Genomic DNA, 24,231 nt, shown 5'->3' with positions numbered 1-24,231 from the left:
GCCTCCGATAATCTTCGGAAGCACAATGGACCCAACCCCCGGTCGGTGGGGTCCCTTTTGGACGCCGATCACCCCAGAAGCGGGGTCCTTATTCCACGCCGGTCAACAGCGCAGTTCGGGAACGTCTTTCCTGACCCAGTCCTCCTCGGGATTCATCCGCGCCTGGCGCTTACCGGTAACGGGCTCCCTGACGAAGCGCTGGCGGTTCCAGAGCAGCACACCACGGTAGAGTTCGTTGTTGATGATCCCGGTTCCCCTGACCCGATGACCCCGGATCGTCGTCGGCTTCCAGCTGCGGCCGCCCGGCCCCGGTTCACCATCCCGATTCAACGCATCGGCGATAGCAGCAGGCGTCTTGCCCTCGGCGAAGTCGCGAAAGATGCGACGGATGATCCGAGCCTGATCCTCATTGATGACGCGGCCCCCTGCCCCGCCCCCCTCGTCTGTGACCACATCATATCCGTAGGCGAGACCACCGCCCGAGCGGCCCTTCTCCACCCTGCCCCGTTGGCCGCGCCGTGTCTTTGCGGCAAGATCGTTCAGGAAGAGCGCATTCATCGTGCCCTTGAGGCCGATATGCATCTCGTTGATCCGACCCTCTGCGAGCGTGTAGAGGCCAATGCCCATGAAGCGGAGAAGCTTGTAGACATGGGCGATGTCTTCCTGGTCGCGGGAGATGCGGTCGAGGGCTTCGGCGCAGAGGATATCAAAGCGCCCTGCCCGTGCATCATCGAGCAGCCGCCGCATCCCAGCCCTGCTGCGAATGGCGGCACCGGAGATGGCTTCGTCATGATAGATTTTAGCTATGTCCCAACCTTTGCGTACCGCAAGTTGCCGGCAGATGCGGAACTGGTCGTCGATGGATTGGGGGTTCTGGAGATCGGAGGAGTATCGGGCGTAGAGGGCGGCTTTGGACATTGAGGCTCCGGCGTTGGGGAGCCGGCGCTTCTGGCAGCAATTTCGTTAACTTGGAAGGCCTCGGTCGCCAGCGGCCCTCGACCACGCCGAAGCTCTCTGCAACCCTCCATAGGCCGCTCTCCGCGCCGCGGTACGCTTCGCAACTGGTTGCAGGTTTCGGGACACCTGATTTGAACCTGCGATTGCAAGCTGTTGATTCTGTTGATGCGGGTGTGGAGCGAGCAAACAAAAACCGCGCTAATCCGTTGCTTTAGCGCGGTTATTTAGGTTCTATTTGGTTGCGGGGGCAGGATCAAATCTTTACTTGCGCCCCGAGCAAGTAAAGATGGTTGCGGGGACGGACAACCATCTTCACTTGCCACCAAGCACTCTCATCTTTCCCATGCTCCGCCAGGTTGAACCAGAAATACTTCGAGAGATATTTCGGACAGCCGCGTAGGCAAACGCCCATATTTGCGCTCGAAACCACCAGCATGAACTGAATTTCAAGCGATCAATGTCAGCAGATCACGGGGCTACGATTTCAGGTCTCCAGAGCGTTGCTCCCGCCACTCCCACCTCGGCAAGGAAACTCTCCAAGAGAGCCACATCTTGCATGGACACGATCGCGGCGACATAGCCGTCGGGACGCACCAGCACCCATTCGCCGGGCGCCAGGCCATAGGCGGCGTGCAGGTGGCCGTCCTCGTCCTCAAGCTCCTGGCCGGGGCCGACCCGGTGGATGTGCAGCCCGCCTCTCGGCGCAATGATGTCGCGCTCAGCCTCGAAGCCGATCAGCATCCAGTGAGGGCCGCTGAACAGGTCGAACAGGCGGCGGGACAGTCCAGAAGCGCCGCGTAGCGGAGCGTCGGGCGCGCGATCCCCGGCGAGCAGGATACCGGGCCGTCCGGAGGGATCGAGGGCCAGCGGCGACTCGGGGTATCCGATGTCGAGCTGGCGGGTCTCGCGGCCGCGCCGCGTCATTCCGCGTTTCATCGCGTCAAGAAGGCCGGTAGCAAGCCCCAGCATCGCTTCGGCCACCGGGCGCCGCTCCGCCTCGTAGGTGTCGAGCAGCTCATCCGGCGCGCCATGCAGCACGGCTGCCAGCTTCCACCCGAGGTTCCAGGCGTCCTGCACGCTGGTGTTCAGGCCCTGACCGCCGGTCGGCGGATGGATATGGGCGGCGTCCCCCACCAGGAACGCCCGGCCGACCCGGTAGCATTCGGCCAGCCGCGCGTTCATGGCATAGGCGGAAGCCCAGGCCACGGAATGCACCCGGATATCGCTGCGGCCTGTCCGATCCAGTATCATTCCCTCCAGCGCCTTGGCAGAGAGATCGGCTTCGCCCTCTGGCGGGATGGGCGCCTGGAGCTGGAACAGGTCGGTCCCGGCAAGCGGGCAGATCGCCACCATCCGCTGCATGTCGCCATCGTCGAACTGATGCCAGGCATCGCGTCCAAGGCCGGTCAACGCGACATCGGCTACGATGGCGCGCACGCCCAGCGTCTTGCCGGGGAACTCCACCCCAAGCGTGCGCCGCACGAAGCTGCGGCCACCATCGGCGCCGACGAGATAGCGGGCGTTCAGGGTTTCTTCTCCCTCCGGCCCCACCAGCCGCACGGTGACGCCCCTCTCGTCCTGCTCGAAGCCAATAAGTTCGGTGCCGAACTCCACGCGGTGGCCAAGCTCGGCCAGACGCTCGCGCAGCACCCGTTCCGTCAGGAACTGGGGAACCATCAGCGCGATCTGATAGGGCTCGGCAGGCGTCGGGTCGTGCCGCTCAGCCATGTCTTTCTCGATCCAGGTGCCATCCGCGCGATATTCCCGCATCGGCGGGTAGATGCCGCCTGCCGCCACCACACGGTCGAGGACGCCCAGATCCGCGAACACTTCCTGCGTCCGCGGCTGGATGCCCTTGCCCCGCGAGCCGGCGAAGGGCTGGTCCATCTTCTCGATGATGCGGAAGGCCACGCCACGACGGGCCAGATCGACCGCAAGGGTAAGACCCGACGCACCGGCGCCACAGATCAGCACCGCAACAGGGTTTTGCGCTTTCATCGTTCCCTCCAATGTGTATGATGCACATATTATGGAGGGTCTGCGCGTGTCAACGATAAAAGTGCATCATACACATATCAGGAAGATGTTGCCCGAGCTGCATCGGGCGCTGATGGACATCGCCAGCCTGATGAACCGCCCCGAGCGGGATGCGCAACTACTGGAAATCGCGGGGCTTACGCTGGAGCGGGCGCTGTTTCCGCTGCTCGTCACGGTCGAGCGGCGGGGGCCAATCGGGGTGGTCGAGTTGGCCGATGGTGTCGGGCGCGACTACACGACCGTAAGCCGCCAGATCGCCCGGCTGGAGGAGATCGGGCTGGTCGAACGCCGCGCCTCTCCCTCTGACAAGCGGGTGCGCGAGGCAGTCATCACGACCAAAGGCAAGGCCGCGACGGACGCGGTTGACGCCGCGCGGGAGAAGATGGTGCTTTCGCTGTTCAAAGACTGGAAACGTGACGATTTCGACGAGTTGATCAGGCTGATGAAGCTGCTCGCCGACAGCATGAGCGCCGAGCCTACCCGGAGCGAGTAGGATAGGCCCGGAGCGAGCCGGATGTCAGACCACGAACACCGTGCGGTTGCGGCTGTCGTCCCGATCCCAGGCTCGGGTGCCGTCTGACAGCGGGACTGCACGGAACGCGATTTTCAGGTTCGCGGGCGCCACCGCCTTCAGCAGCGCCTCCACCGCCGCAAGATGACGGTCGAGCGGGACGGCGCCATGACCGGCGCCCATGAGTTCGATCGCGGAAGCCCGCAGAACCGCGCTCGGAAGGGTGATGGTCGCGCCGCTGACCGAGCCGATCTGGATCACGCGGATCGGAGTGCCGGGCCGTCCGGTCTTGGCCCCTGCGATCAGCAGGCATTCCGCGCTCATCCCCCAAAGGTAGTCGACGACCACATCGACGCCTTGCGCGAACTGCTCTTTGAACCTCTCCTCGAGGGCATCCGTATCCTCCGTAAGCGGGATCGTCACGTCCGCGCCCAAAGCGGCGACCTCGCGCAAAGCCTCGGCATCGCGGCCGGTGGCGATGATCTTCCCCGCCCCCAGGTGCCTGGCGATCTGGACGGCAAGCCTGCCCGAGGTTGCGGTAGCGCCGTTGACGAGAACGGTCTCGCCAGGCTGAGGCCGCGCCCGCTCGGTATAGGCGACCCAGGATGACATGCCCGGGTTGGCGATGGCCGCCGCCGTCAGGTCATCGAGATCATCCGGCAAGACAAGGCACTGCGCCACTGGCACCACCGTCTGCTCGGCCATGCTGCCAAAGGGATCGCGCGGCAGGACGAACCAGACCCGGCGCCCGTCATCAAGGCGACCAACGCCGTCGATGCCAGCGACGAAGGGCAGCCCACCCGATGCGCTGTAGTGGCTGCCTGCGGCCCGTCCCTTGACCACCTGGCTCATCGCGGCGGCGTTGACGGCAACCCGAACCTCGCCCGGCCCTACGGCCGGATCGGGGAAATCGGTATAGGCCGGCGACCGGCCGTAGTCCTGCACAACCAGAGCCTTCATGGCGGCTTCCCTCCTTGATGTGTGTATCAAGCACATATCATGGCGGGAAGCGCTGCGTCAATATAATGTGCATGATACACGTTTTCTGTTGACGCCGGAGGCATGTCGCATTTATGTGCATGATACACATTGAACGGGCGGCAGCAACCGACTTCCCGATGCTCATCCGCGACGCAGATGCGCGCCAACAGAAGGAATCGCGAGATGAACGACGCAGCAACTGCGGACGATGCCGCCCCGGAAAGGCTCGATTGGCGGCTGATGCTGCCGGTCTTCCTGGTCGTCAGCCTTTATGCCGCCAGCGCCGCCTCCACCCTGCCGATCCTGCCATTCTATATCCAGGAGATGGGTGGCACACCGCTGATCCTCGGCATCGTAATGGGCACCGAGGCATTGACCCACCTGGTCGCAGCACCGCTGATCGGCCAACTCTCCGACCGGCTGGGGCGCAAGCGGATCTTGCTCGCCACGCAAGCCACAGCCTTCGTCAGCCTGCTGCTGCTGGGCCTGGCTCAGGCCGTTATCCCAGTCCTGCTGGCACGGATGCTGTTCGGCTTCACCGGCGGAACCTTTGCCGCCGCAGCCGCCTATGCCGCCGACCACAGTTCGCCCGCCAACCGGCGACAGGCGATCGGCACCCTGCACGCCGGGGTAGGGCTGGGCGGCATCGTCGGGGCAGGCATTTCCGGCTATCTGTCCGACATCTCGCTGACCGCGCCGATCTACGCAGCGATGGTGCTGTCTGCTGTCAGCTTCACCGTCACGGCACTCTGGCTGAAGGGCAGCCCTGCGGCATCGCAAACCCCCGACCCATCGCGCGAGGTCTCGTTCAGGTCAATCGTCGGCTCGCCCCTGATCCGCGTGCTGGTCGTCGTGCTGCTCTGCTATTTCTTCGCCTACGGGATGTATAGCTCGCAGCTTGCCAACTACCTCCAGGCGAGTTTCGTCACACCGGAAAACCCCTTCGGCCCGCGAGAGCTTGGCTATGTGCTGGCGGCGGACGGAGCGATCAACATCCTCGTGCAACTGTTCCTGCTGCGTTGGCTGGGACGGTTCTTCACCGAACGTCGCCTGATCATTTTCATCTGTGCCATTGTCGCCACCGGCTACATGACGGTGGGTCTTGCGACAACGCTTCCGGTCCTCGTTCTCGCTATCCTCTGCGTCAGCTTCGGCGATGCGATGGCGCGCCCGACGTTCTTCTCGGCTCTGTCGGTCCACGCTCCGCAGGAACGGCAAGGGATCGTCATCGGCACCACCCAATCCCTGATCGCGCTCACCGATGTCGCCTCCCCGGTCTTCGCCGGGCTGTTGATAGGACAGGCGCTCTACGGCCTTTGGACCGGCGTGATCATCGCCCTCGTCGCACTGACCGCAGCCATCGCCTGGCGACATCTGCCGGCGGTGGACCCGGAAACGGCGGCGCGGGCCGACTGATCTCCCATGCAAGGAAACAGTCCGATGATGCCAGAGGAGCCCGCCGCGCCGGATCGGAGTCCCCTGCCCCCGATCTTGGCGGTTGTCGCGGTAGAAAGTGCTGGTCTGGGCATGATCCTGCCCCTGCTGCCGTTCTACGCAAGCGAGTTCGGAGCCACGCCCCTGACCATCGGGCTGCTACTGGCCAGCTTTTCGCTGTTCGAGTTGCTGGCCGCGCCGATCCTCGGGAAAGCCTCCGACCTATTCGGCCGCAAGCGGCTGCTGGTGGCCAGCCAGATCGGAACCTGTGCCAGCTTCCTCCTGCTCGCCCTGGCCCCCAATCTTGCCGTCGTGTTCGCCGCTCGAATCCTCGGCGGCCTGTCGGCAGGCAACATCTCGATCGCGACCGCCTATGTGTCGGACCGGACGGCGCCCCACAAGCGGCGACAGGCCATCGGCTTCGTCAGTGCCGCGATGGGTGTCGGCACGATGGTCGGACCGGCGCTGGCTGGTGTTCTGGCACCGATGGGCCTGGCCGTGCCGTTCGGAGCCGCCGCAGTCGTTTCCCTGGCCAGCATCCTGGCAACCTGCCTCCTGCTTCCCGCCGAAGGACAGCGGCCGATCCACAAGCCAGCGCCAGCACCTTTCCTGGCGCAGATCGGCGGTCTTCTCGCCTTGCCGCAGGTGAAGCACCTTCTTGCGGCGCTCGCCCTGCTGTTCATGGCGTTCAGCCTGTTCGGATCGCAATTCGCCTTGGTGCTGCACGCCCGCTTCCATTGGCAAGGCCGGCCCTTCGGTCCGACAGAGATCGGGTTCGTGTTCGTTGCGGCCGGAGCGATCAATATTCTGGTGCAGGTCGTCGTGATGCCGCTCCTTGGCAAGGCCCTGCGCGAGAGGACGCTGGCCATGGCCTCCTTCAGCCTCCTCGCCATCGGGTTCATGATCATCGGCCTTGTCGGCACGGTCCCGGCATTGGCGGCCGGAATAGTGATGGCCGCAACAGGCATCGCCTTGGCCCGGCCCACGCTTGACCGCCATCGATGCCGGCGCTGATGGTGGTCGCCGCGTCCTGGGTGATGACCATGCCGTATTTGCGGCCGAAATAGCAGTAGAGCCAGCCCGAATAATAGTTGATGCAGTGATACGAGGTGAACAGTGCCGCATCGACGCCGTTCCCGGCCATCCAGCGGCGCATGTCGTCCTGGCGCCGCTGCATCTCGGCATCCGAGAAAGGGGAAAAATCCTTATCGCCATTATGCCATTCCATGACATGAAGCATGTCGTCGGTCATGAGATCCGTCCTCCGTCGGTTTCCTGACGACAAGGCTATCCGCCACTGCAGCGGGACTAAAATTTGTTTTGATAATCTCAGGATTTGGACGAATGCAGGGGCTGCGTCGAACTCTCGCAGCTGGCCAGCACCAGCTCAACACCGCAGCACCCCTTGTGCTGAAGCCTACCGCATCTGTCGAGAAGCCAACAGGAGCGCATGGCGCTCTTTCGCATCACACAAAGCCTGAGGATTACGGAGAAACATGAGTGCATGACTGCAAAAAAGAATGACGCAAGTTGAAAGCGCTTCAGGATATATGCGGGACACCGCACCGGCATCACTTAAACCAGGGCTTGTCCATTTTCGCACCGACTTGGCGAGGAAAACCGTATAACCATGCTGGTTGAGTATGAAGAACTTGCCTGGCCACCCTGTCCCTGTCACATCTCGATACTCGATGCCGCGCCTCCGGCACGGATGCGGGATTGCGTCGCACTCCTCGCTCTTTCTCCCTCGCCAGACACTCGGCCGCCTGCCGGGGCGTTTTATCCGTCTTGATCGGCCGTGCCGTCGATGATGCGATGCGCCTCGGCATCATGCCGATTCCGGGTCTTCGCGGCATGAATGCGAGATTGCAACTTTTCCATCCCCGGCAGCGGGACGGCAGAGCATGCAGGGGGCCAGGATCAGCTTTACCCCCTGCCTTGGCGATACGGGGCCGCTTTCGCGCGATCCTCGGATCGCCAGATCCTGACCGCCCCGCGACGGCGCGCCCAGTCGCTTATCGGTGCGCCCCGGATCGCACGGAAGCAACGCCGTCGCGCTTGTCCTAGTTCAACCGCTCTCCGTTCTCGGGCGAGAAGTAGGACACTTTCGAGAGGTCGAAGGCGAGCGGAAACATCGCCCGCGCCCGAACCGCGCTTTCCGCGCGCAGCCGCGCCGTGACCGGCTTGCCGCCCAGATGGGTGACGGCAAAGGTATCCGCGCCCGCAGGCTCGACGATCTCAATCATCACCTCGCCGCCCGCGCCCTGCGCCAGCCCCGGCAGATGGGCGCTGCCGGTCGCTTCGTGGATATCCTCGGGACGGACGCCCAGGACGATCTCGGCCGGAAGCTGGCGCGCCACCGGGTCGGTGATGACCAGCGGCGCCGCACCCTCGCGCGCGATCTCGATGCGGGTCTGGTCACCTTCGGAGCGCACCTGCGCCGGGATCAGGTTCATCGCCGGGCTGCCCATGAAATCGGCCACGAACATGTTGGCCGGGCGGTTGTAGATTTCCGCCGGGGTGCCGATCTGCTGGATCACGCCGCCCTTCATCACGACGATCTTGGTGGCCAGTGTCATTGCTTCGATCTGGTCATGGGTGACATAGACGATCGAGGCGTTCAGATCCTGGTGCAGCTTCTTGATCTCGGTCCGCATGGACACGCGCAGCTTGGCGTCCAGATTGGACAGCGGCTCGTCGAAGAGGAACAGCTTGGGATCGCGCACCAGCGCCCGGCCCATCGCCACCCGCTGGCGCTGCCCTCCCGACAGTTGGCCGGGCTTGCGGGCCAAGAGCGGCTCGATCTGCAATTGCCGGGCGACCTCGGCCAGTTTCGCGGCCTGCGTGGCCTTGTCCACGCCGCGCACCTGCATCCCGAAGGTGATGTTCCTGGCGACGCTCATCGTCGGGTAAAGCGCATAGGACTGGAACACCATGGCGATGTCGCGGTCCTTGGGCGACACGCCGGTCACGTCGCGCCCGCCGATGCGGATGGTGCCGCCGGTAATCGGCTCCAGCCCGGCGATGCAGTTGAGCAAGGTGGACTTGCCGCAGCCCGAGGGACCGACAAGGACCAGGAAATCGCCCGGCTCTATGCTGATGTTGATGTCATGCAGGATATGCGTGTCGCCATAGGCTTTCTGCAGATGGTCGATTTCGAGGATCGGCATGGCTTACCCTTTCACGCTGCCGGCGGTCAGGCCGCGGATGAAGTATTTGCCGGCGATGACATAGACCAGCAACGTGGGCGCTGCCGCGATGATCGCGGCGGCCATGTCCACGTTGTAGGCTTTCACGCCGGTGGTGGAGTTGACGATGTTGTTCAGCGCGACCGTGACCGGCTGGCTGCCCGGCCCGCTGAAGCTGACGCCGAACAGGAAGTCGTTCCATATCTGCGTGAACTGCCAGATGACCGAAACGGTGATGATCGGCAGCGACAGGGGCAGGAAGATCGCAAAGAAGATCCGAAAGAACCCCGCCCCGTCCACCTTGGCCGCGCGTACCAGTTCCTGCGGGATGGTGACGTAGTAATTGCGGAAGAACAGCGTGGTGAAGCCGATCCCATAGATCACATGGACGAAGATCAGCCCCGGAATCGTCCCCGCGATGCCCATCAGCCCCAGCATCTGCGCCATCGGCAAGAGCACGACCTGAAACGGGATGAAGCAGCCGAACAGGATCGCCGCGAAGAACAGGTTCGCACCCCTGAAGCGCCATTGCGCGAAGACATAGCCGTTCAGCGCGCCGACGATGGTCGAGATCGCCACCGCAGGCACCGCCATCAGCACCGAGTTCCAGAAGAACGGCCGCAGCCCCTGGCATTGCGTGCCCGCGCAGGCGCTGGACCAGGCCTCGGCCCAGGGGGCGAAGGTCAGTTCGCGCGGCAGCGACAAGAGACTGCCGGTGCGGATTTCCTCAAGGCTTTTCAGCGATGTGGTCAGCATCACGAACAGCGGCATCAGGTAGAACAGCGCGAACAGGATCAGGACCGCATAAAGGCCCCAACGCAGCATGGTGTTACTGGTCACGGCCTTACTTGTCATGGCGGGGCCTCAATTCGCTATAGAGATAGGGAACGACGATGGCGAAGATCACCATCATCATGACCATCGCGCTTGCCGCCGCCTGACCCAGATCGCCGCGCGAGAACGCCATCGCGTACATGTAGGTCGCAGGCAGGTCGGTCGCATAGCCGGGGCCGCCATTGGTCAGCGCGATCACCAGGTCGAACGCCTTGATCGCCAGATGCGCCAGCACGATGAAGGCCGACAGGAAGATCGGCGCCATGGTCGGGATGATGATCGCGGAATAGATGCGGTGCGTCGGGATGCCGTCCACCTGCGCGGCCCGGATGATCTCGGTATCGACCGAGCGCAGCCCGGCCAGGAACAGCGCCATCACGAAACCCGAGGCCTGCCAGACAGCGGCCAGCACGATGGTATAGATCGCCATCTCGGGGCGGATCAGCCAGTCGAAGGTGAAGTTCTCGAACCCCCAGCTTCGCACGGTGGCCTGAATGCCCAGGCCGGGGTTCAGGATCCATTTCCACGCCGTCCCCGTCACGATCAGCGACAGCGCCATCGGATAAAGGTAGACGGTGCGCAGGACGCCCTCGGCGCGGATCCTCTGGTCCAGAAAGATCGCCAGCATCAGCCCGATCACCATCGAGATCACGATGAACAGCCCGCCGAAGATGAACAGGTTGTCCATCGCCACATCCCAACGCGGCGCGGCGAACAGGCGCTCGTATTGTCCGATACCCTCGAATTCATAGCGCGGCATCAGGCGCGAGCGTGTCAGGCTGATCCAGGCAGTCCAGGCGATGAAGCCATAGACGAACACCAGAATCGCCACGAAAGACGGCGCCAAGACCAGCTTGGGCACGTTGCGTTCAAGCCATTCCATTTCCCGATTTCCCCCAGAAAGGAAACCCCGCACCCGGGCTTGCGGCCGGATGCGGGGCTGTCGGCCTTACATCGCGGTCGCGACGGCGTTGGCCAGTTGCTCCACGGCCTCGTCCGAGGTCATGTCGCTGTTGAAATGCGCCGTCACCACATCGGTGATCGCCCCGGCGGGCGCGCCGCGCAGCGCCATGCCATGCGCATAGGAGGGCAGCAGGGAACCGTTTTCCGCACCCGCATTCATCGCCTCGGCCGATTGCCGGGCGCAATCGTCGAACTCGTCCAGTGCCACATCGGTGCGCGCGGGGATCGAGCCCTTGTTGAGGTTGAAGGTCTTCTGGAAATCCTCGCCCATGATCAGGCGGGCCAGCAGCGCCTGCCCCTGCTGGCGGTCATCGCCATCGACGTTGAAGAAGGCGAAGCTGTCGACGTTGTAGAGGAACCCGCCGCCGGGCGTCTGGGCACAGACGAAATCCACGCCCGGCTGCTTGTCGGCGGCCAGAAACTCGCCCTTGGCCCAGTCGCCCATGATCTGGAAGGCGGCCTCGCCGTTCATCACCATCGCGGTCGCGAGGTTCCAGTCGCGCCCCGAGAAATTGTCGTCCACATAGCCGCGGATCACCCGCATCTGGTCGAACACCTGGCGCATGGTATCCGAGTTCAGCGCCTGAGGGTCCAGGTCGACCAGCGCCTGCTGGTAGAATTCCGGCCCGCCCAGGCCCAGGACGACGGTCTCGAACACGGTCGCGTCCTGCCAGCTTTGCCCGCCATGGGCCAGAGGCGTCACGCCCGCCGCCTTCAGCGTCTCGGCAGCGGCGTTGAACTCCTCCCATGTGGTCGGCATCGCGATGCCATGCTCGTCCAGGATCTGCTTGTTGCCCCAGATCCAGTTCACGCGATGGACGTTCACCGGCGCGGCGCACCATTGGCCTTCGCATTGCATGTGCTCGGCGATACGCGCCGGCAGGACGGCTTCCCAGCCGTTTTCCTCGGCCACGGGGCCGATATCGGCCAGCCCGGTTTCCTCGTACCATTCCTGAATGGCCGGGCCTTTCAACTGCACGGCGGTCGGCGCATTGCCCGACAGCACGCGGGCGCGCAGCGCGGTCATTGCCGCGTCGCCGCCCCCGCCCGCCACGGGCATGTCGGTCCAGCTGCCGCCCTCGGCTGCGAACTGCTCTTGCAGCACCGCGACGGAGCGCGCCTCGCCGCCCGAGGTCCACCAGTGCAGCACTTCGGCCTGCGGCTCGGCCAGCACCGGCCCGGCCAGCATCACGGCGGTCGAAGCCGCCAGAAGGGGTTTCATGGTCATGGATCCTCCCAGATCTTGATCGCACGGACCTTGCAGGGACCGCGCCGTGAAAGGATCATGCCAAAGCCGCGGCCATTCGCGCAACGCAACACAGCCATGCGCAAGGCGGATTTCCCACCGTTATGTTACAAACTGTTACGAAGTGATATGTCGAAGGCCGGGAGGACGACATGAGCCTGCATCGCCTGCTTCTGGTCGAGGACGACGCCGAGATGGCGGCGATGCTGGCCGCCTATCTGCAACGGCAGGGCTTCCATGTCAGCCGCGCCGACAGCCGCGCCGGCGCATTGGAGGCGCTGCGGGCGGGCCGGGTCAACCTGATCCTGCTGGACGTGTCGCTGGGCGAGGATGACGGCGTGCAGATCTGCGCCGAGATCCGCGCGGCGCAGGATGTGCCGATCGTCATGGTCTCGGCGCTGTCGGCGGATCATCAGCGCATGGCGGGCTACGAGGTTGGCGCGGACGATTACATCGCCAAGCCGTTCAACCCCGACCTGCTGCTGGCCCGCATCCGCGCCGTGCTGCGCCGCGCCCGCCGCGCGCCCAGCCTGACCCATCGCCGCCGCGACGCGATCCTGCGCTTTCAGGGCTGGCGCTATGACGCGCGGCTCGACGAGGTGACGGCGCCGGGCGGCTGGCAGGTCTCGCTGTCCTCACGCGAAACCGCGTTGCTGCGCGTGTTTCTGGCCAACCCGCTGATCCCGCTGACGCGCGAGGAAATCGCCGCGGCGCTGGACCATGACGAAGCCGCCGGGGGCCGGGCCATCGACATGCTGGTGGGCCGGCTGCGCCAGAAGACCGACCCGGCGCTGATCCGCACCGAGCGCGGCACCGGCTATGTGCTGGCGGCCGAGGTCAGCCGCGACGATGCTTAGCCGCCTCAGCCTGCGCTGGCTGGCCAGCCTGTGGGTGGTGCTGGCGATGGCGGCCGGGGGTGGCGGCGTCTGGCTGTGGATGGCCAGCCAAGCGGCTTGGCAGACGCATCTGGACCGCGCCTATATCGCCGGGCTGGCATTGCACGATTCACTGGAAAATCGCAGCGCCCTGCCGGCGGGCGTGACGATGGTGCAGCAGGGAGCCGCGCCCTCTCTGCCGAATGGATGGCGCGAGACGCTGCTGACGCTGACCGGCGGCGGGCGACCCGATCTGTCGCGCGGCGCGCGGCTGTCGATCCGGGTCCAATCGCCCGACATTCAATACCCGGTCGCCGAAGTGCAGAGCTTCGGCGGCGGTTCTCAGGCGGCGGGGCTGGCATCGGTCACGCGCACGCTGGCCCGGTTCTGCAGCACGCCCCGGCTGTTCGTGCAATTCGATACGGGGCCGTGGATGCGCATCGAGGGCGCCGCGATCTGGGGCTGCGACGCCGCGCCGCCGGATCGGCGGTTGCTGGCGGCGCTGGTGCTGGCGGGCGCGCTGATCCTGCTGCTGGGCTGGGTGGCCGAGATCTCGGGCGCCTTCGCCGGCTTCGCCGCCGCGCTGCGCGACCACCGGGCGCGCAACGCCGCCCTGCCGGTGGGAGGCGTCGAGGAGTTGCGCCAGACCGCCGAGGCGGTGAACGCCTATGTCGCGCAGGACCGCGCCGCACTGGAGAACCGCGCGCTGGTGCTGTCGGGTGTCAGCCACGATCTGGGCACCCCCGCCACGCGGCTGCGGCTGCGCAGCACACTGATCGAGGATGATACCCTGCGCAGCAAGCTGGAGCACGATATCGACGAGATGACCACCATGATCGAAGGCGTGCTGACCTATACCCGCGCCGAGATCGGGGCCGAGCCGTTCCGGCAACTCTCTCTGACCTCTCTGGCCGAGGCGGTGGTGGCCGATTATCAGGACGTGGACATGCCCGTGCGGCTTGTCCCCGCGCCGATCCGGGCCGCCCGCGCGGGAACGTTGTTTGCCCGCAGCCGCCGCCAGCCGGTCGAGACCCACGCCATCCTGATGCGCGGCCAGCCCACCTCGCTGCGCCGCGCGCTGTCGAACCTGATCGACAATGCGCTGAAATACGGGCGCGAGGCCGAGGTGATGGTGGATGGCGATGCGGATGACGCGTGGATCACCGTCACCGATCGCGGCTCGGTGTTGACGGAAGAAGATCTCGCCCGCCTGACCGGCGCCTTCCAGCGGGGCGGCAATGCGGGCACGGCCCCGGGTGTCGGGCTGGGGCTGGCCATCGTCTCGACCATCGCCGCGCAGCATGGCGGACGGCTGGAATTCTTCCGGGCCGATCAGGGGCTTGCGGCAAAGCTGGTGCTGTGCCGCCGGTGGGCCTGACCGGACGTGACGCGAACCTTGCCTGAAACTCGCCCCCAGGTCATGTTGACGAATGGCGGAGCCGCCGCGTGGCCGGATATTGCACCGCCGTTGACAGCACCACCAGCGAATCGTCGGCCAGCCGCTCCGTTTCCTGATTCGGATGAAAGACATAGGTCGCAGCCTCGTCGGCCACTTCAGGCAGGAAGCGCCACTCCACATCCTGCGGCTCCTCGCGCCAGATGCCGAAGCTTTCGGCCAGCCAGTCCTGCAGGTCGAAGCCTTCGGGGCGTTCGTAGACGTCATCCTCAAGCGCAATCCGCTCGAATCCGGCCAAGGCGAACAGGCGCAGGTCGTCCTGGTACTCGCTCCAGGCCAGCAGGTATTGCCTCCCCTCGCCGAACAGCATGGCGATCGGGCCAAGCCGGGTGTTGCGCGACAGCTTGCCCGACGCACGGGCGCGGTGGTCTGCCGAGATCATCACCCCGGCAAGGATCGCCTCGCGCAGGGTGGACAGGATCTCCGGTGCGATGCGCTCGCGCGGGCCGGGGCGGAAGGCCACACCATCGGCCAGAAGCTGCGCCTCCAGATCAGCAGCAACGCGGCGGCGGCGGTCGGCGCGGAACATCGCCTGCACCTTGGCCAGCAGCCGTTCCAGCGTCTCGGCCGTGGCCAGATCGCCCTCGCGTCGCGCGATTGCCACGGCACGGTGACCGGCGCCGAGTTCGTCGAGCGTCGGCTCCTCCATCTTGCCCAGCGTGCCGGGCGGAAAGCGCCAGTATTTCTGACCCTGCGGACCGGGGCGTTCCTCCAGTTGCGGATAGGCGCGCAGCACGGCATCGCGCATCCGCTCGGCCGTGCGCCGGGAAACGTCGAAATTAAGCTCGATATCGGCGATGGAAACTCCTTCCGCCGAGCCCTGCATCATCAGGGCCAGCTTTAGCAGATCTTCCTGACGTGAATAGCGCATGGTTTTCCCTGTTCCCCGCGCCTCACATTCCTTTCGGATGCGCGCAAGGTCAACGGCCGAAGCCAATGGCCCTTGTCTTGCCTTCCTTGGCCTCAGACTCGCGGCGCAATTCCGCGAGGATGGTGGCAGGATCATCCTGCCCAAGCGCGCGCATCCTGCGGGCAACATTGGCAAAGTCCCCCGCCGCCAGCCGGTCGAGCGCCCTGACATCACCATGCACCGGTGAGTCGAAATGCGCACGCCACGCCAGCGGCAACTGATCCTCACGCAGCCAGTCAAAGCGGATGCGGAAGGTGAAGCGCCGCTGGGTCGCCGGGTCGAGGTTCTCGGCGAGATTGGTGGTGCAGACGAAGGGCATTGGATGGTTTTCCATCCAGGTCAGCATCTCGTTGACTTGGCTGACTTCCCATTGGCGCGAGGCGTTGCGCCGGTCGGCCAGCAGACTGTCGGCCTCGTCGAAGATCAGCAGCGCCCCTTCGGCGCGCGCACCGGCAAATGCCTGGGCGATGGCCTTTTCGCTGCCGCCCACCCACATCGACAGCAGGTCGGAGGCGCGCTTCTCGACCACCGGCAGGCCCAGCTGTCGGGCCAGATGGCGGGCCCATGCGCTCTTGCCGGTCCCCGCCGGGCCATCGAGGCAGAAGGAAATCCGCGGTGCGGAAGCGGAGCCTGCGAGCCGTGCCTCCAGTAAGGAAAGGTCGGTGTCGGTATTGGCCAGGGCGGGTTCCCATGCCGCTTCGGAATGATGACGCGGCGGCGGCGCGATGCCGCCATTGGTCAGCTTGGCCGAAGCCCCCAGCACCTGCGCAAAGGTCTCGACCCCACCGCCGCAGTCGCGTGCCACGCGCATTGCGTCGGACACCAGCGCCGGGGGTTGGTTATGGCTCGCGGCCAGCGCTATCAGCGCCCCGGTCTCGGCCAGCGGCTGATGCCGATCGGCGAGCCTTTGCCAGATGCGTTTGCGCACCCGCTCGGACGGCGAGCGCATCTCGACCGAAAAGGTCATGCGGCGCAGGAAGGCCGGATCGCAGGCGTCGATGGAATTGGTGGTCCAGAGCGTCGGCACGGGATTGGTTTCGAGCAGCCGGTTCGCGAAAACCTTCGAGATCCGCTCCTGACGGAAGAACGACGGCATCGCGCCACCGAAAAGGTCCTCCATTTCGTCCAGCAGCAGCACGGTATCACGCCGCGCCGACAGCATCCGTCCGGCGATGCCGAGTTCGGCCAGTCGCTCGCCCCGCGAAGGCTCTTCGCCGCTGTCATCCGCCTCGCCGATGGCGCGCAGACCGGCCCCCACTTCGCGGGCCAGTACCTTGCAGAATTCGGTCTTGCCCGTGCCCGGCGCGCCATAAAGCAGGATGTTCACGCCCGGCGTGCCACTCACGAGCGCATTGGCCAGAAGCTTGCGCATGAGATCAGCGCTTTCGCCCAGCCCCTCGAAGTCCCGCCATTCGGCATCGGGCGTGGGCGCTGCTGGAAACAGCAGTGCAACCAGTTCCTCGATGTCGTCGACATCCGCCAGCATGGCATCCGCCAGTCGGGGTGAAACAGCATAGGGAACCCGCTGGCTGGACCAGTTGCGACCCTCGTTCTGCAACAGGCCCGAAGCTTTCAGCCGTGCATCGGGACGCAGTGCCGTTCTGACTTCCCCTTGCTCAGCACCCGAGAATTGCGCGACGAGGAAAGGCAGGGTCACCTCCCTCGTTTCCAGCGCCTGATCGACTACATGCTCGAACATATCGAAGATGCGATAGTTGGCGAAGAACTCGAGGATCCGCGCCTCGAGTTCCGTCAAGCCGAAGTGCTCGCCGATCCGCGTCGCATTTGCCCGCACCAGATTGCCTTCGCTGCGGTGAGCTTCCTGGCAGAGATCATCCAGCAGACTGCGCACCCGCCCCCACCAGGCAGCACCGGGCCGGGTCCGCGGCCGTTCGGGACATTCGGTGTCGGTCAGATATTCGATCCAGCCCGGCAGTTCCTTGGCGATCTTGCTTCCGGGGCCAAAGCGCTCTGCCAGGGAGGCGACAAGGCCGAGCGCAAGGTGTTTTTCGCAGGTCATCTTTTCTCTCCATTGATGAGGAGAAGATAATCCGCGCCTCCGACAGATTCGGACGCATCCGTCGTCCGCTGCCAGTGAATGTCGGCGGATGCGGGCCGTTGCCGGTTTTCTGTTAGGGTGTTGATGTGGTGTTGATGTAGAACGCGAAAAGGCCGATGGTATAAAAATACCATCTGCTTATCTATTTGATATTGCTTATGTTTTTGGTTGCGGGGACAGGATTTGAACCTGTGACCTTCAGGTTATGAGTCGTGTCGAACGAACCATGAACAATCACTCGGAACCGCGAGTTCTTGCGCAGTTTACGACACTTGCCGATCCCGCGGGCGAGGCTCCGCTTCGCACGATCTGTCGGGATTGCGCAGCGTTTTTCAGCCTCGTGCTTCCACAATGCTTCCAAGGGGCCGTGACCTGATTTTCCGGTAGCACGACCATCAGGCGGCGGTGAGCGACCAGAAGCCGAACTTCCTGCCGTGCTCCTCCTTGAGCCGGGCGACGTAGGCGTCATGCGTCTCGAACGTTCCGAAGTCCGGTATGTCCCGCGCGAGCCGGGCGCAGGAGACCAGGTGCTCGGCGACATAGCGATACCGCTTCGCCCGCGATCGGGTGAGCGTGAATTCGATCATCGCGCGGAGCACCAGCGTCGCAGCCAGCGGATGACGTTCTGACAGGGCCTCCGCCGCGGGGGCAAGATACTCGTAGTGGTCGCCGTCGATCTCGTCGTGTCGGGCCACCAGGAGGTCGGCGGCGCGATCCAGAGCCGGCCAGTCGAGGAAGAACTGCAGGGCGTGAAGAAGGCTCGGATAGGCCATGGCGTGCGCCATCGCGCGCTCCTCGGCTTCCATGTCGTCGAAGTCGGGAAGCCGCTTGAGATAGGCCCGCAGGTAGCCGTCGGAGAGCGTGCGCTCGAAGCAGCCCCACCGGAACGCCTGCGCCTCCTCGCCGCGACCCAGCGCCTCCAGCGTCTGCAGGCGAATGTCCTGCCATGCCAGCGGAACCCGCAACCCGTCGCCGAGCTCCGCGCGCTCGAGGAACCCCAGCGCCTCGCCCGCCCTGCCGGCCGCCAGCAGACGCTGCGCGACCTCGGCTGCGATCTGCGGCACCTTGCGGGTCTTCGGATCGTACTGGGCGATGAAGCTGTCGACGTCGCCCTGCGCGTCGGCGATGTCCTTGAGCGCCATGGCGACCGCGCTCGTGCGCTCGCGCGCCCGCATCTCGTGCTCGTAGGTGATGCCGCCCGTGCCCCAGCCCACCGCCTTCCATTGGTCCTTCGGCGGCACCGGAACAGGCGAGCGACCGAGTTCTTCGGTCATCGATTTCAGGGCCGCCAACCCCTCGTCGCCGAGCGCCGGCGCCATGATGCCGATCAGGCCGTCATACTGGCCATAGCCGTTGTCCTGCAGCGCATCGAGGACAGTGCCGGCGAGCGCCTGCGGATCCTGCCGGACCTTCTCGGCGAGCTGACCCAGATCGGCGCAGGCTTGGTGAAAGATGCCGATGACGGTCCCGCTGGAGTCGTCGCAGCGCTCGAAGACGGGCGTGGCGAGCGCCATGAACCGCCACATGAGCGCGAGCGCCTCGTCCGGATCGGCCGGCGCGATCTGCTCGACGATGGCGCGCCGCTGGGTTTCGAGATCGGTGACCAGCGCCTTGCGGTTCTTCCAGGTGATGAAGCTGCGGGCTCGGGCGATGCTGGTCAGCCGCTTGGTGATCTCCCGCGCCGCCTCCCTCGGGCTCTGGGCCCCGGCCAGCGCGAGCCGCAGCTTGCGCTTGGCGGCCGCGTTGCCGGTGCTGACCTCGATCAGCAATTGCGCCAGGCGCTCGGCGCCCAGCGCTTCGAGGTTCTTCGCATTGAGGGTGGTCTTGGAAGCCATCGGATCGCCAGTTTCTTTTCCCCGAGCCTAACAGCGGTCCACGGGCACCGGAACCTGCGTTTTGATTCGCGCGGCTCGTCGATTTCCCGCACCAGGGCGCCGAAACGCCTTGCGCGGAAACGCGAACCAGTTCCTTTTTATTCGCGATTTCAATGTGTTCGTTGACTGTCGCCCGCGCTTCAGCACTGTGGAGCGGCGAAAGAACCACTGACGAGCGCCATGCCCAAGATCACCAAACGCCTCGTCGACGCCGCAGAAGCCCGCTCCGCCGAATACTTCGTCTGGGACAGCGAGATCCCTGGCTTCAGGCTGCGCGTGCTGCCGAGCGGACGCAAGGGCTACGTGGTCCAGTATCGCGCCGGACGCCGATCCCGGCGGATAAGCCTCGGGCCCAGCACGGTCCTGACCTGCGAGCAGGCCCGCAACCGCGCCATCTCCATTGTCGCCGCCGCGCGCAATGGCGCGGACCCCGCCGCCGAGCGGGACGCGGGGCGCAAGGCGATCACGGTGAAGGAGCTGGCGGAGCGGTTCGACAGGGAACACATCGCGATCCGCGTGAAGGCCAGCACAGCCAAGGAATATCGCCGGAACCTCGAGCGCTTCATCCTGCCCGCGCTCGGGCAACTCACGGTCACGGGCATCACCCGGGCTGACGTGGCGAAGTTCCACCACGACCTCCGCCACATCCCCTATCAGGCGAACCGCTGCCTCGAAGTGGTCTCGAAGATGTTCAGCCTCGCCGAGATGTGGGGCCTGCGTCCGGACGGCACCAACCCGCGAAAGCACATCCGGAAGTACCCCGAGGAGAAGCGCGAGCGTTTCCTCAGCGCGGCCGAACTGCGCCGGATCGGAGAGGTGCTGCGCGAGATGGAGGCGGAGGGGATCGAGCTGCCCTCGGCCATCCTCGCCGCGCGGCTGCTGATCCTGACCGGCTGCCGGTTGAACGAGATCATGACCCTGCAATGGGACCATGTCGATCTGGAGGGCCGCGCCCTGCGCCTGCCCGACAGCAAGACCGGCGCCAAGATCGTTCATCTCGGCCAGCCGGTGGTGGAGCTGCTGCGGGACGCCCCGCGCATCAAGGGCAACCCATGGGTGATCCCCGGCACCCTGCCCGGCAAGCGGCTGAGCGACCTGCAGCCCTTCTGGCAGCGCGTCCGCGCCCGCGCCGGGGTCAAGGACGTCCGCATCCACGACCTGCGCCACACCTTCGCCTCGACGGCCGTCGCCGCCGGTCAGGGCCTGCCGATGATCGGCAAGCTGCTCGGCCACACGCAGGCCCAGACCACCGCCCGCTACGCCCATCTCGCCGCCGAGCCGGTGAAGATGGCCGCCGATGCGGTGGCGCAGAACTTGCGACAATCCTTGGGATAGTTGAGCTCGGGCTCGAAGGATCACACTATGCGACACAGTCCTGACCGAGGGTGGCGGGATTGATCCGGAGGGGTGATTCCCATCGTCGCGCGACTGACCGGGCCGGCGGGAGCATGGACGCTCGCGCTCGTCTGGACGAACTGAAAGATCCGCGCGCGACGTGCACTGTCTCGTGCTCGTGGTCGTCTCCCGGCGTTTCCGGGCTCCCTTGTTCAGGACCGAGCTCGACGGTCCGGGCAACAGCACGACCGCGACCCGGATCGCGCTGTCTCGCGCATTTCCCGGTCTCGACGCTCCAGCTTCTGGTCACGGATCGCGAGTTCGTCGGGACCGAGTGCGTAAAGTTCCTGAATAATGGCATTATCAAGTTCGCGATCCGCCTGCACGAGGACCGTTTCGCCGAAGGCGAAACCCAGTTCGACCGGGTCACTATCGAGGACGGCTGCGATCTGACGCTCTGCGCCTAGCGCACCACGCTCATGCTGGACCTATCCTGGAAGCAGCATGCCACCTGCCAGGAAAAGGTGTCAGCAATTGGCTTGCTTTTTGCCATTCTCGGCGCCGTGGGGTAGGATGCGAGAAGCTCAAGCTTTCGGAGATTTGGCATGACCTGGGTTCGATCCAACCAAGCTGGGCCGTCTGCTCGCCCGACTGACACCGCAAGACCTTCGACAGGCCGGGAAGGGCGAGGCGCGAGAGCGGGCGAAGGCCACGCGGCGATTTTCGCTGCCCTGCGGCCCATCATGGCTCGCAACGTCGTGCACTGCACGGACGGCCACGCATCATACGAACGGATCGCCAAGTGCGAATGCAGCTACCCAAATGGAACCACCACCGGGATGCCCGGGACGCATCCGAACTGTCTGGATGGAAAATGAAGATTGAGAGCCGGCAAAACTCATCAGATTGCTTGCCTCCCCGAGCGATTGATATTTTTTCCCCGAAATGGGGTCGGAAATATTATAGTCCATACGTTGACCTAATGCTAACACAAACAAGGGAAGGCAAGACAGAGTTTGCCGCCAGCTCGAATTTCATCCTCGTCTTCCTGACGCCGCAGGCACGGAGGAAAACCATGCTGGGCTCATCTCGCAGTCAGGAATATTCCGCATCTCCGGGCACGGTGGAATTGGTGCCAGCCGGAGAAAACTACACAGCAGAATGGTCGGAGCCGAAAGAGAACATACTTCTTTCTGTCACGCCTGAGAAATTGAACAACCTGAGCATCAGGGAATACGATCTTGAATTATCAGATCCCCCATTGTTCAAGGTTGGAGATGTGGATCCAATTGCACACAAAATAGCCATGTTGCTAAGGAATGGAATCATCAATGACGGGGATAATCATCTTTACCTGGAGTCCCTCAGCATGGCATTGCTTTCCCACCTCATCAGACGAATGACCAATGCCGACAACCGAGTGGATCACTACCCGAAGCGAGGCGGACTGGCATCACATATTCGGCGCAGGGTTGTCGAGCATATACACGAAAACATCCATCGCAGGATAACAATCAGTGAACTTTCCGACATATCCGGTATGTCTCTCGGGCATTTTTCGCGTAGTTTCGGCGTGGAGATGGGTGTGTCCCCGCATCAATACGTTATGAAACTGAGGGCCCAGCGTGCAATGTCATCTATTGCCAATACAGATTCGCACATCTCGCAGATAGCGAACGCGCATGGCTTCTCTAGCCAGTCTCACATGATGGTTGTCATGAAGAAATTTTTCGGCACAACACCGGGAGAGTTGAGGCGGAACCGATAACGACGCCCTGCATATGAGATCATAACTTCATAATTGTGAAATAGCATGAACGACATTCATGGCACGATCAATGGTCCTGAGGTCTTCACTCATGTCCGCATTATTCTTGGTATGGTGTTAGGGCTCAGTGTTAGTCGTTTAATCACGGGGATGACACGTTTCATACAACACCCTGGCCGAGAGAGGATATACCTTCCACATTTCACATGGGCCTTGTTTCTTGTCTTGTTCATCATCCACTTCTGGTGGTTCGAATTCGCGCTCGCTCATCGCCAGGACTGGTCATTCAACATATATATCTTCCTGATATTTTATGCCTTCTTGTTCGTCGCGATGTCGGCCGTCATCTTTCCAGATAAGATGGATGAGTATCTTGGCTTTGAGGACTATTTCAAGAAGCGTCGGCGTGGTTTTTATATCCTGTTGCTGATGTTACTGACAGTTGACGTTGTCGACACCTTGATCAAAGGCGGCGATTATTATTACCACCGATACGGTTGGTATTATCCAATCAGGCAAGCAATCCTGATCGCCGGCACCTTAGCTGCACTGGCATGGAGATCAGACCGCTATCATGCCATTTTCGCCGTATTTGCCATCATATTCGAGGTAATTTGGATTGTTAGCCTGTTCGAGACGATTGGCTGATCGTCAGGTGAAAGTCAATTTCTGCTGCCGAAATACTCCAACCTCAGGTTCCCTAACGTACCGTCTTCCTGAAGGTCCAGAAGCTCCAGTGTAGTCGGTGTCGTCAGGTTGCTTTCATGCGGGAAGGCAAAGCCGTATTTGTCCGGATGAAACAAGTTGCCGACCACCGCCAGGTTATCCTTCTGATGTGTAAGGACATAATGTTCAAGGATGGGCGCATCTCCCACCACCGCGTCCAGTCGCCCCTCGCGCAGTGCGACAACCGAAGCATCGATATTGACGTATGAACGCGTGGCGACACCCATATCACGCATATATTGCTCAGCAACGCTGCCGGAAAGGACACCAACCGTGTTGCCGGGCAGGTCCGACAGCGCGGAGATGCCTTGGGTCAGTGACACGGTGGTCATGACGCTCGTCACCGATGAAGTAATATAGGCGATAACCGCGACGCCGACGATAAGCCAGATAGCCTGCCAGATGCGCCCGACCCAGCCGAACAGGTTCTTGCGCGCAGTTCGCCCCGAGGTGATAATCGACATCACCTGATAGAAACTTTCCGCGATGGATTCACGCCATCGCCTGGGGTGATCCGGATCAAATCGCCGATCAAAGAGTGACAGACCAACAGTAGCGACCAGGATCATTGACAGTAGAAATATGTAGGCGCGGAGGTGGCCGGCATTCCGAAGCCCGTTCAGCATGCCTCGAAACCCGCCCCCCCCCTGACTGGGCACCATGATCCTTAACCCGGCATCATACCACGGCTGGGTGAATGCGATGAGCTCGGCACGTTCACGGGTAATGGTCAGATTGGTAACGGCCGCATCCACCTCGCCACTGGCCGTGGCACGGACCAGTGAGCCGAAGGTTGGATAAGTGGCATAGCGAAAAGCCAGATCCATCCGGTCGGCAACAGTTTCCCAGAGATCGATTGCCATGCCGGAATAGTTGCCATCGTCGTGCTCCTCGACGAAAGGTGGGCTGACATAGACTCCGACCACCAATTCTTCCGGCGGCGCATCCTGCGCGTCGCTGCGCGCCGCAAGTAATGCCAGAAGCAGTGACATGACGACAGGCATCAATATACGCGTCAACCGGCTATCCTCCTCGAGGTCATGAGATCCATCGTGGTCGCCGGGGTCGCTGTGAGCA

At 63.6% G+C, this 24,231-nt stretch carries 19 protein-coding genes and 1 pseudogene; 8 read left to right on the top strand and 12 right to left on the bottom strand.

Going from position 1 to position 24,231, the window contains the following annotated elements; genetic code table 11:
- Window positions 1–102 precede the first annotated feature (102 nt).
- Together ACFOMP_RS10750 and ACFOMP_RS10745 are read right to left on the bottom strand one after the other, a co-directional pair.
- A complete protein-coding gene (locus ACFOMP_RS10750) occupies window positions 103–918 on the bottom strand; it encodes a recombinase family protein (protein WP_379030286.1) in 816 nt (271 codons plus the stop codon).
- Window positions 919–1,425: 507 nt separating this feature from the next.
- Complete coding sequence (locus ACFOMP_RS10745; RefSeq protein ID WP_379030283.1) at window positions 1,426–2,955, bottom strand: FAD-dependent oxidoreductase; 1,530 nt, start codon at window positions 2,953–2,955, stop codon at window positions 1,426–1,428.
- An 85-nt stretch (window positions 2,956–3,040) separates the two neighbouring features.
- Here ACFOMP_RS10745 and ACFOMP_RS10740 point away from each other — a divergent pair, with 85 nt between their 5' ends.
- Window positions 3,041–3,487 carry a MarR family winged helix-turn-helix transcriptional regulator gene (locus tag ACFOMP_RS10740; protein WP_379030280.1) on the top strand — a complete coding sequence of 149 codons (447 nt, stop codon included), beginning with the start codon at window positions 3,041–3,043 and terminating at the stop codon, window positions 3,485–3,487.
- A gap of 24 nt (window positions 3,488–3,511) precedes the next feature.
- Here the strand turns inward: ACFOMP_RS10740 and ACFOMP_RS10735 are convergent, their stop codons facing one another.
- Window positions 3,512–4,465: a quinone oxidoreductase family protein gene (locus tag ACFOMP_RS10735; protein WP_379030278.1), complete on the bottom strand. Its 954-nt coding sequence runs from the start codon at window positions 4,463–4,465 to the stop codon at window positions 3,512–3,514.
- Window positions 4,466–4,669: 204 nt separating this feature from the next.
- Between ACFOMP_RS10735 and ACFOMP_RS10730 the strand changes: the two genes are divergently transcribed.
- Window positions 4,670–5,902 carry an MFS transporter gene (locus ACFOMP_RS10730; RefSeq protein WP_379030275.1) on the top strand — a complete coding sequence of 411 codons (1,233 nt, stop codon included), beginning with the start codon at window positions 4,670–4,672 and terminating at the stop codon, window positions 5,900–5,902.
- A 6-nt stretch (window positions 5,903–5,908) separates the two neighbouring features.
- Window positions 5,909–6,934, top strand: coding sequence for an MFS transporter (locus ACFOMP_RS10725; protein ID WP_379030272.1), 1,026 nt, complete (start codon window positions 5,909–5,911; stop codon window positions 6,932–6,934).
- Here the strand turns inward: ACFOMP_RS10725 and ACFOMP_RS10720 are convergent.
- The 5 genes and pseudogenes from ACFOMP_RS10720 to ACFOMP_RS10700 form a co-directional block, all read right to left on the bottom strand.
- Window positions 6,903–7,172: pseudogene (locus ACFOMP_RS10720) on the bottom strand (creatininase); the annotation flags it as partial. The gene ACFOMP_RS10725 and the pseudogene ACFOMP_RS10720 sit on opposite strands and share 32 nt — an antisense overlap.
- 811 nt (window positions 7,173–7,983) lie before the next feature.
- Complete coding sequence (locus ACFOMP_RS10715) at window positions 7,984–9,090, bottom strand: ABC transporter ATP-binding protein (protein WP_379030269.1); 1,107 nt, start codon at window positions 9,088–9,090, stop codon at window positions 7,984–7,986.
- 3 nt (window positions 9,091–9,093) lie between these two features.
- Complete coding sequence (locus tag ACFOMP_RS10710; protein WP_011749655.1) at window positions 9,094–9,963, bottom strand: carbohydrate ABC transporter permease; 870 nt, start codon at window positions 9,961–9,963, stop codon at window positions 9,094–9,096.
- Window positions 9,953–10,825 carry a carbohydrate ABC transporter permease gene (locus ACFOMP_RS10705; RefSeq protein WP_011749654.1) on the bottom strand — a complete coding sequence of 291 codons (873 nt, stop codon included), beginning with the start codon at window positions 10,823–10,825 and terminating at the stop codon, window positions 9,953–9,955. The genes ACFOMP_RS10710 and ACFOMP_RS10705 overlap by 11 nt, the downstream gene beginning before the upstream one ends.
- Window positions 10,826–10,891: 66 nt before the next feature.
- Window positions 10,892–12,133, bottom strand: a complete 1,242-nt coding sequence (locus ACFOMP_RS10700) for an ABC transporter substrate-binding protein (RefSeq protein ID WP_379030264.1) — start codon at window positions 12,131–12,133, stop codon at window positions 10,892–10,894.
- 170 nt (window positions 12,134–12,303) lie between these two features.
- Between ACFOMP_RS10700 and ACFOMP_RS10695 the strand changes: the two genes are divergently transcribed.
- The gene (locus ACFOMP_RS10695) at window positions 12,304–13,008 is read left to right on the top strand and encodes a response regulator transcription factor (RefSeq protein ID WP_379030261.1); all 705 of its coding nucleotides are present in this window, start codon (window positions 12,304–12,306) and stop codon (window positions 13,006–13,008) included.
- Window positions 13,001–14,404 (top strand): sensor histidine kinase, encoded by a 1,404-nt coding sequence (locus ACFOMP_RS10690; protein WP_379030258.1) that lies wholly within the window; start codon window positions 13,001–13,003, stop codon window positions 14,402–14,404. The genes ACFOMP_RS10695 and ACFOMP_RS10690 overlap by 8 nt, the downstream gene beginning before the upstream one ends.
- 40 nt (window positions 14,405–14,444) lie before the next feature.
- Here ACFOMP_RS10690 and ACFOMP_RS10685 read toward each other — a convergent pair whose 3' ends face one another.
- The 3 genes from ACFOMP_RS10685 to ACFOMP_RS10675 all read right to left on the bottom strand — a co-directional run bounded on the left by ACFOMP_RS10685 (window position 14,445) and on the right by ACFOMP_RS10675 (window position 19,286).
- Entirely contained in the window at window positions 14,445–15,353 is a 909-nt protein-coding gene (locus ACFOMP_RS10685) for a helix-turn-helix transcriptional regulator (protein ID WP_379030255.1), read from the bottom strand.
- 49 nt (window positions 15,354–15,402) lie between these two features.
- On the bottom strand, window positions 15,403–17,412 hold the full coding sequence (locus tag ACFOMP_RS10680; RefSeq protein WP_379030252.1) for an AAA family ATPase: 2,010 nt from the start codon (window positions 17,410–17,412) through the stop codon (window positions 15,403–15,405).
- 434 nt (window positions 17,413–17,846) lie between these two features.
- Complete coding sequence (locus ACFOMP_RS10675) at window positions 17,847–19,286, bottom strand: DUF6880 family protein (protein ID WP_379030249.1); 1,440 nt, start codon at window positions 19,284–19,286, stop codon at window positions 17,847–17,849.
- A gap of 219 nt (window positions 19,287–19,505) precedes the next feature.
- On the opposite strand from ACFOMP_RS10675, the gene ACFOMP_RS10670 reads away from it, so the two are divergent.
- From ACFOMP_RS10670 to ACFOMP_RS10660, 3 genes are all read left to right on the top strand, one after another.
- Window positions 19,506–20,660, top strand: coding sequence for a tyrosine-type recombinase/integrase (locus tag ACFOMP_RS10670; RefSeq protein WP_379030246.1), 1,155 nt, complete (start codon window positions 19,506–19,508; stop codon window positions 20,658–20,660).
- 874 nt (window positions 20,661–21,534) lie between these two features.
- The gene (locus tag ACFOMP_RS10665) at window positions 21,535–22,428 is read left to right on the top strand and encodes a helix-turn-helix domain-containing protein (protein WP_379030243.1); all 894 of its coding nucleotides are present in this window, start codon (window positions 21,535–21,537) and stop codon (window positions 22,426–22,428) included.
- Window positions 22,429–22,473: 45 nt separating this feature from the next.
- Window positions 22,474–23,076: a hypothetical protein gene (locus ACFOMP_RS10660; protein WP_379030240.1), complete on the top strand. Its 603-nt coding sequence runs from the start codon at window positions 22,474–22,476 to the stop codon at window positions 23,074–23,076.
- 14 nt (window positions 23,077–23,090) lie between these two features.
- On the opposite strand, the gene ACFOMP_RS10655 is transcribed toward ACFOMP_RS10660, so the two are convergent.
- Entirely contained in the window at window positions 23,091–24,146 is a 1,056-nt protein-coding gene (locus ACFOMP_RS10655; RefSeq protein ID WP_379030237.1) for a transporter substrate-binding domain-containing protein, read from the bottom strand.
- Between the last annotated feature and the right edge of the window lie 85 nt (window positions 24,147–24,231).

Source organism: Paracoccus simplex (assembly GCF_042648325.1).
Classification (GTDB): Bacteria; Pseudomonadota; Alphaproteobacteria; order Rhodobacterales; family Rhodobacteraceae; genus Paracoccus; species Paracoccus simplex.
This window is presented reverse-complemented; position numbering and strand designations above follow the sequence as displayed.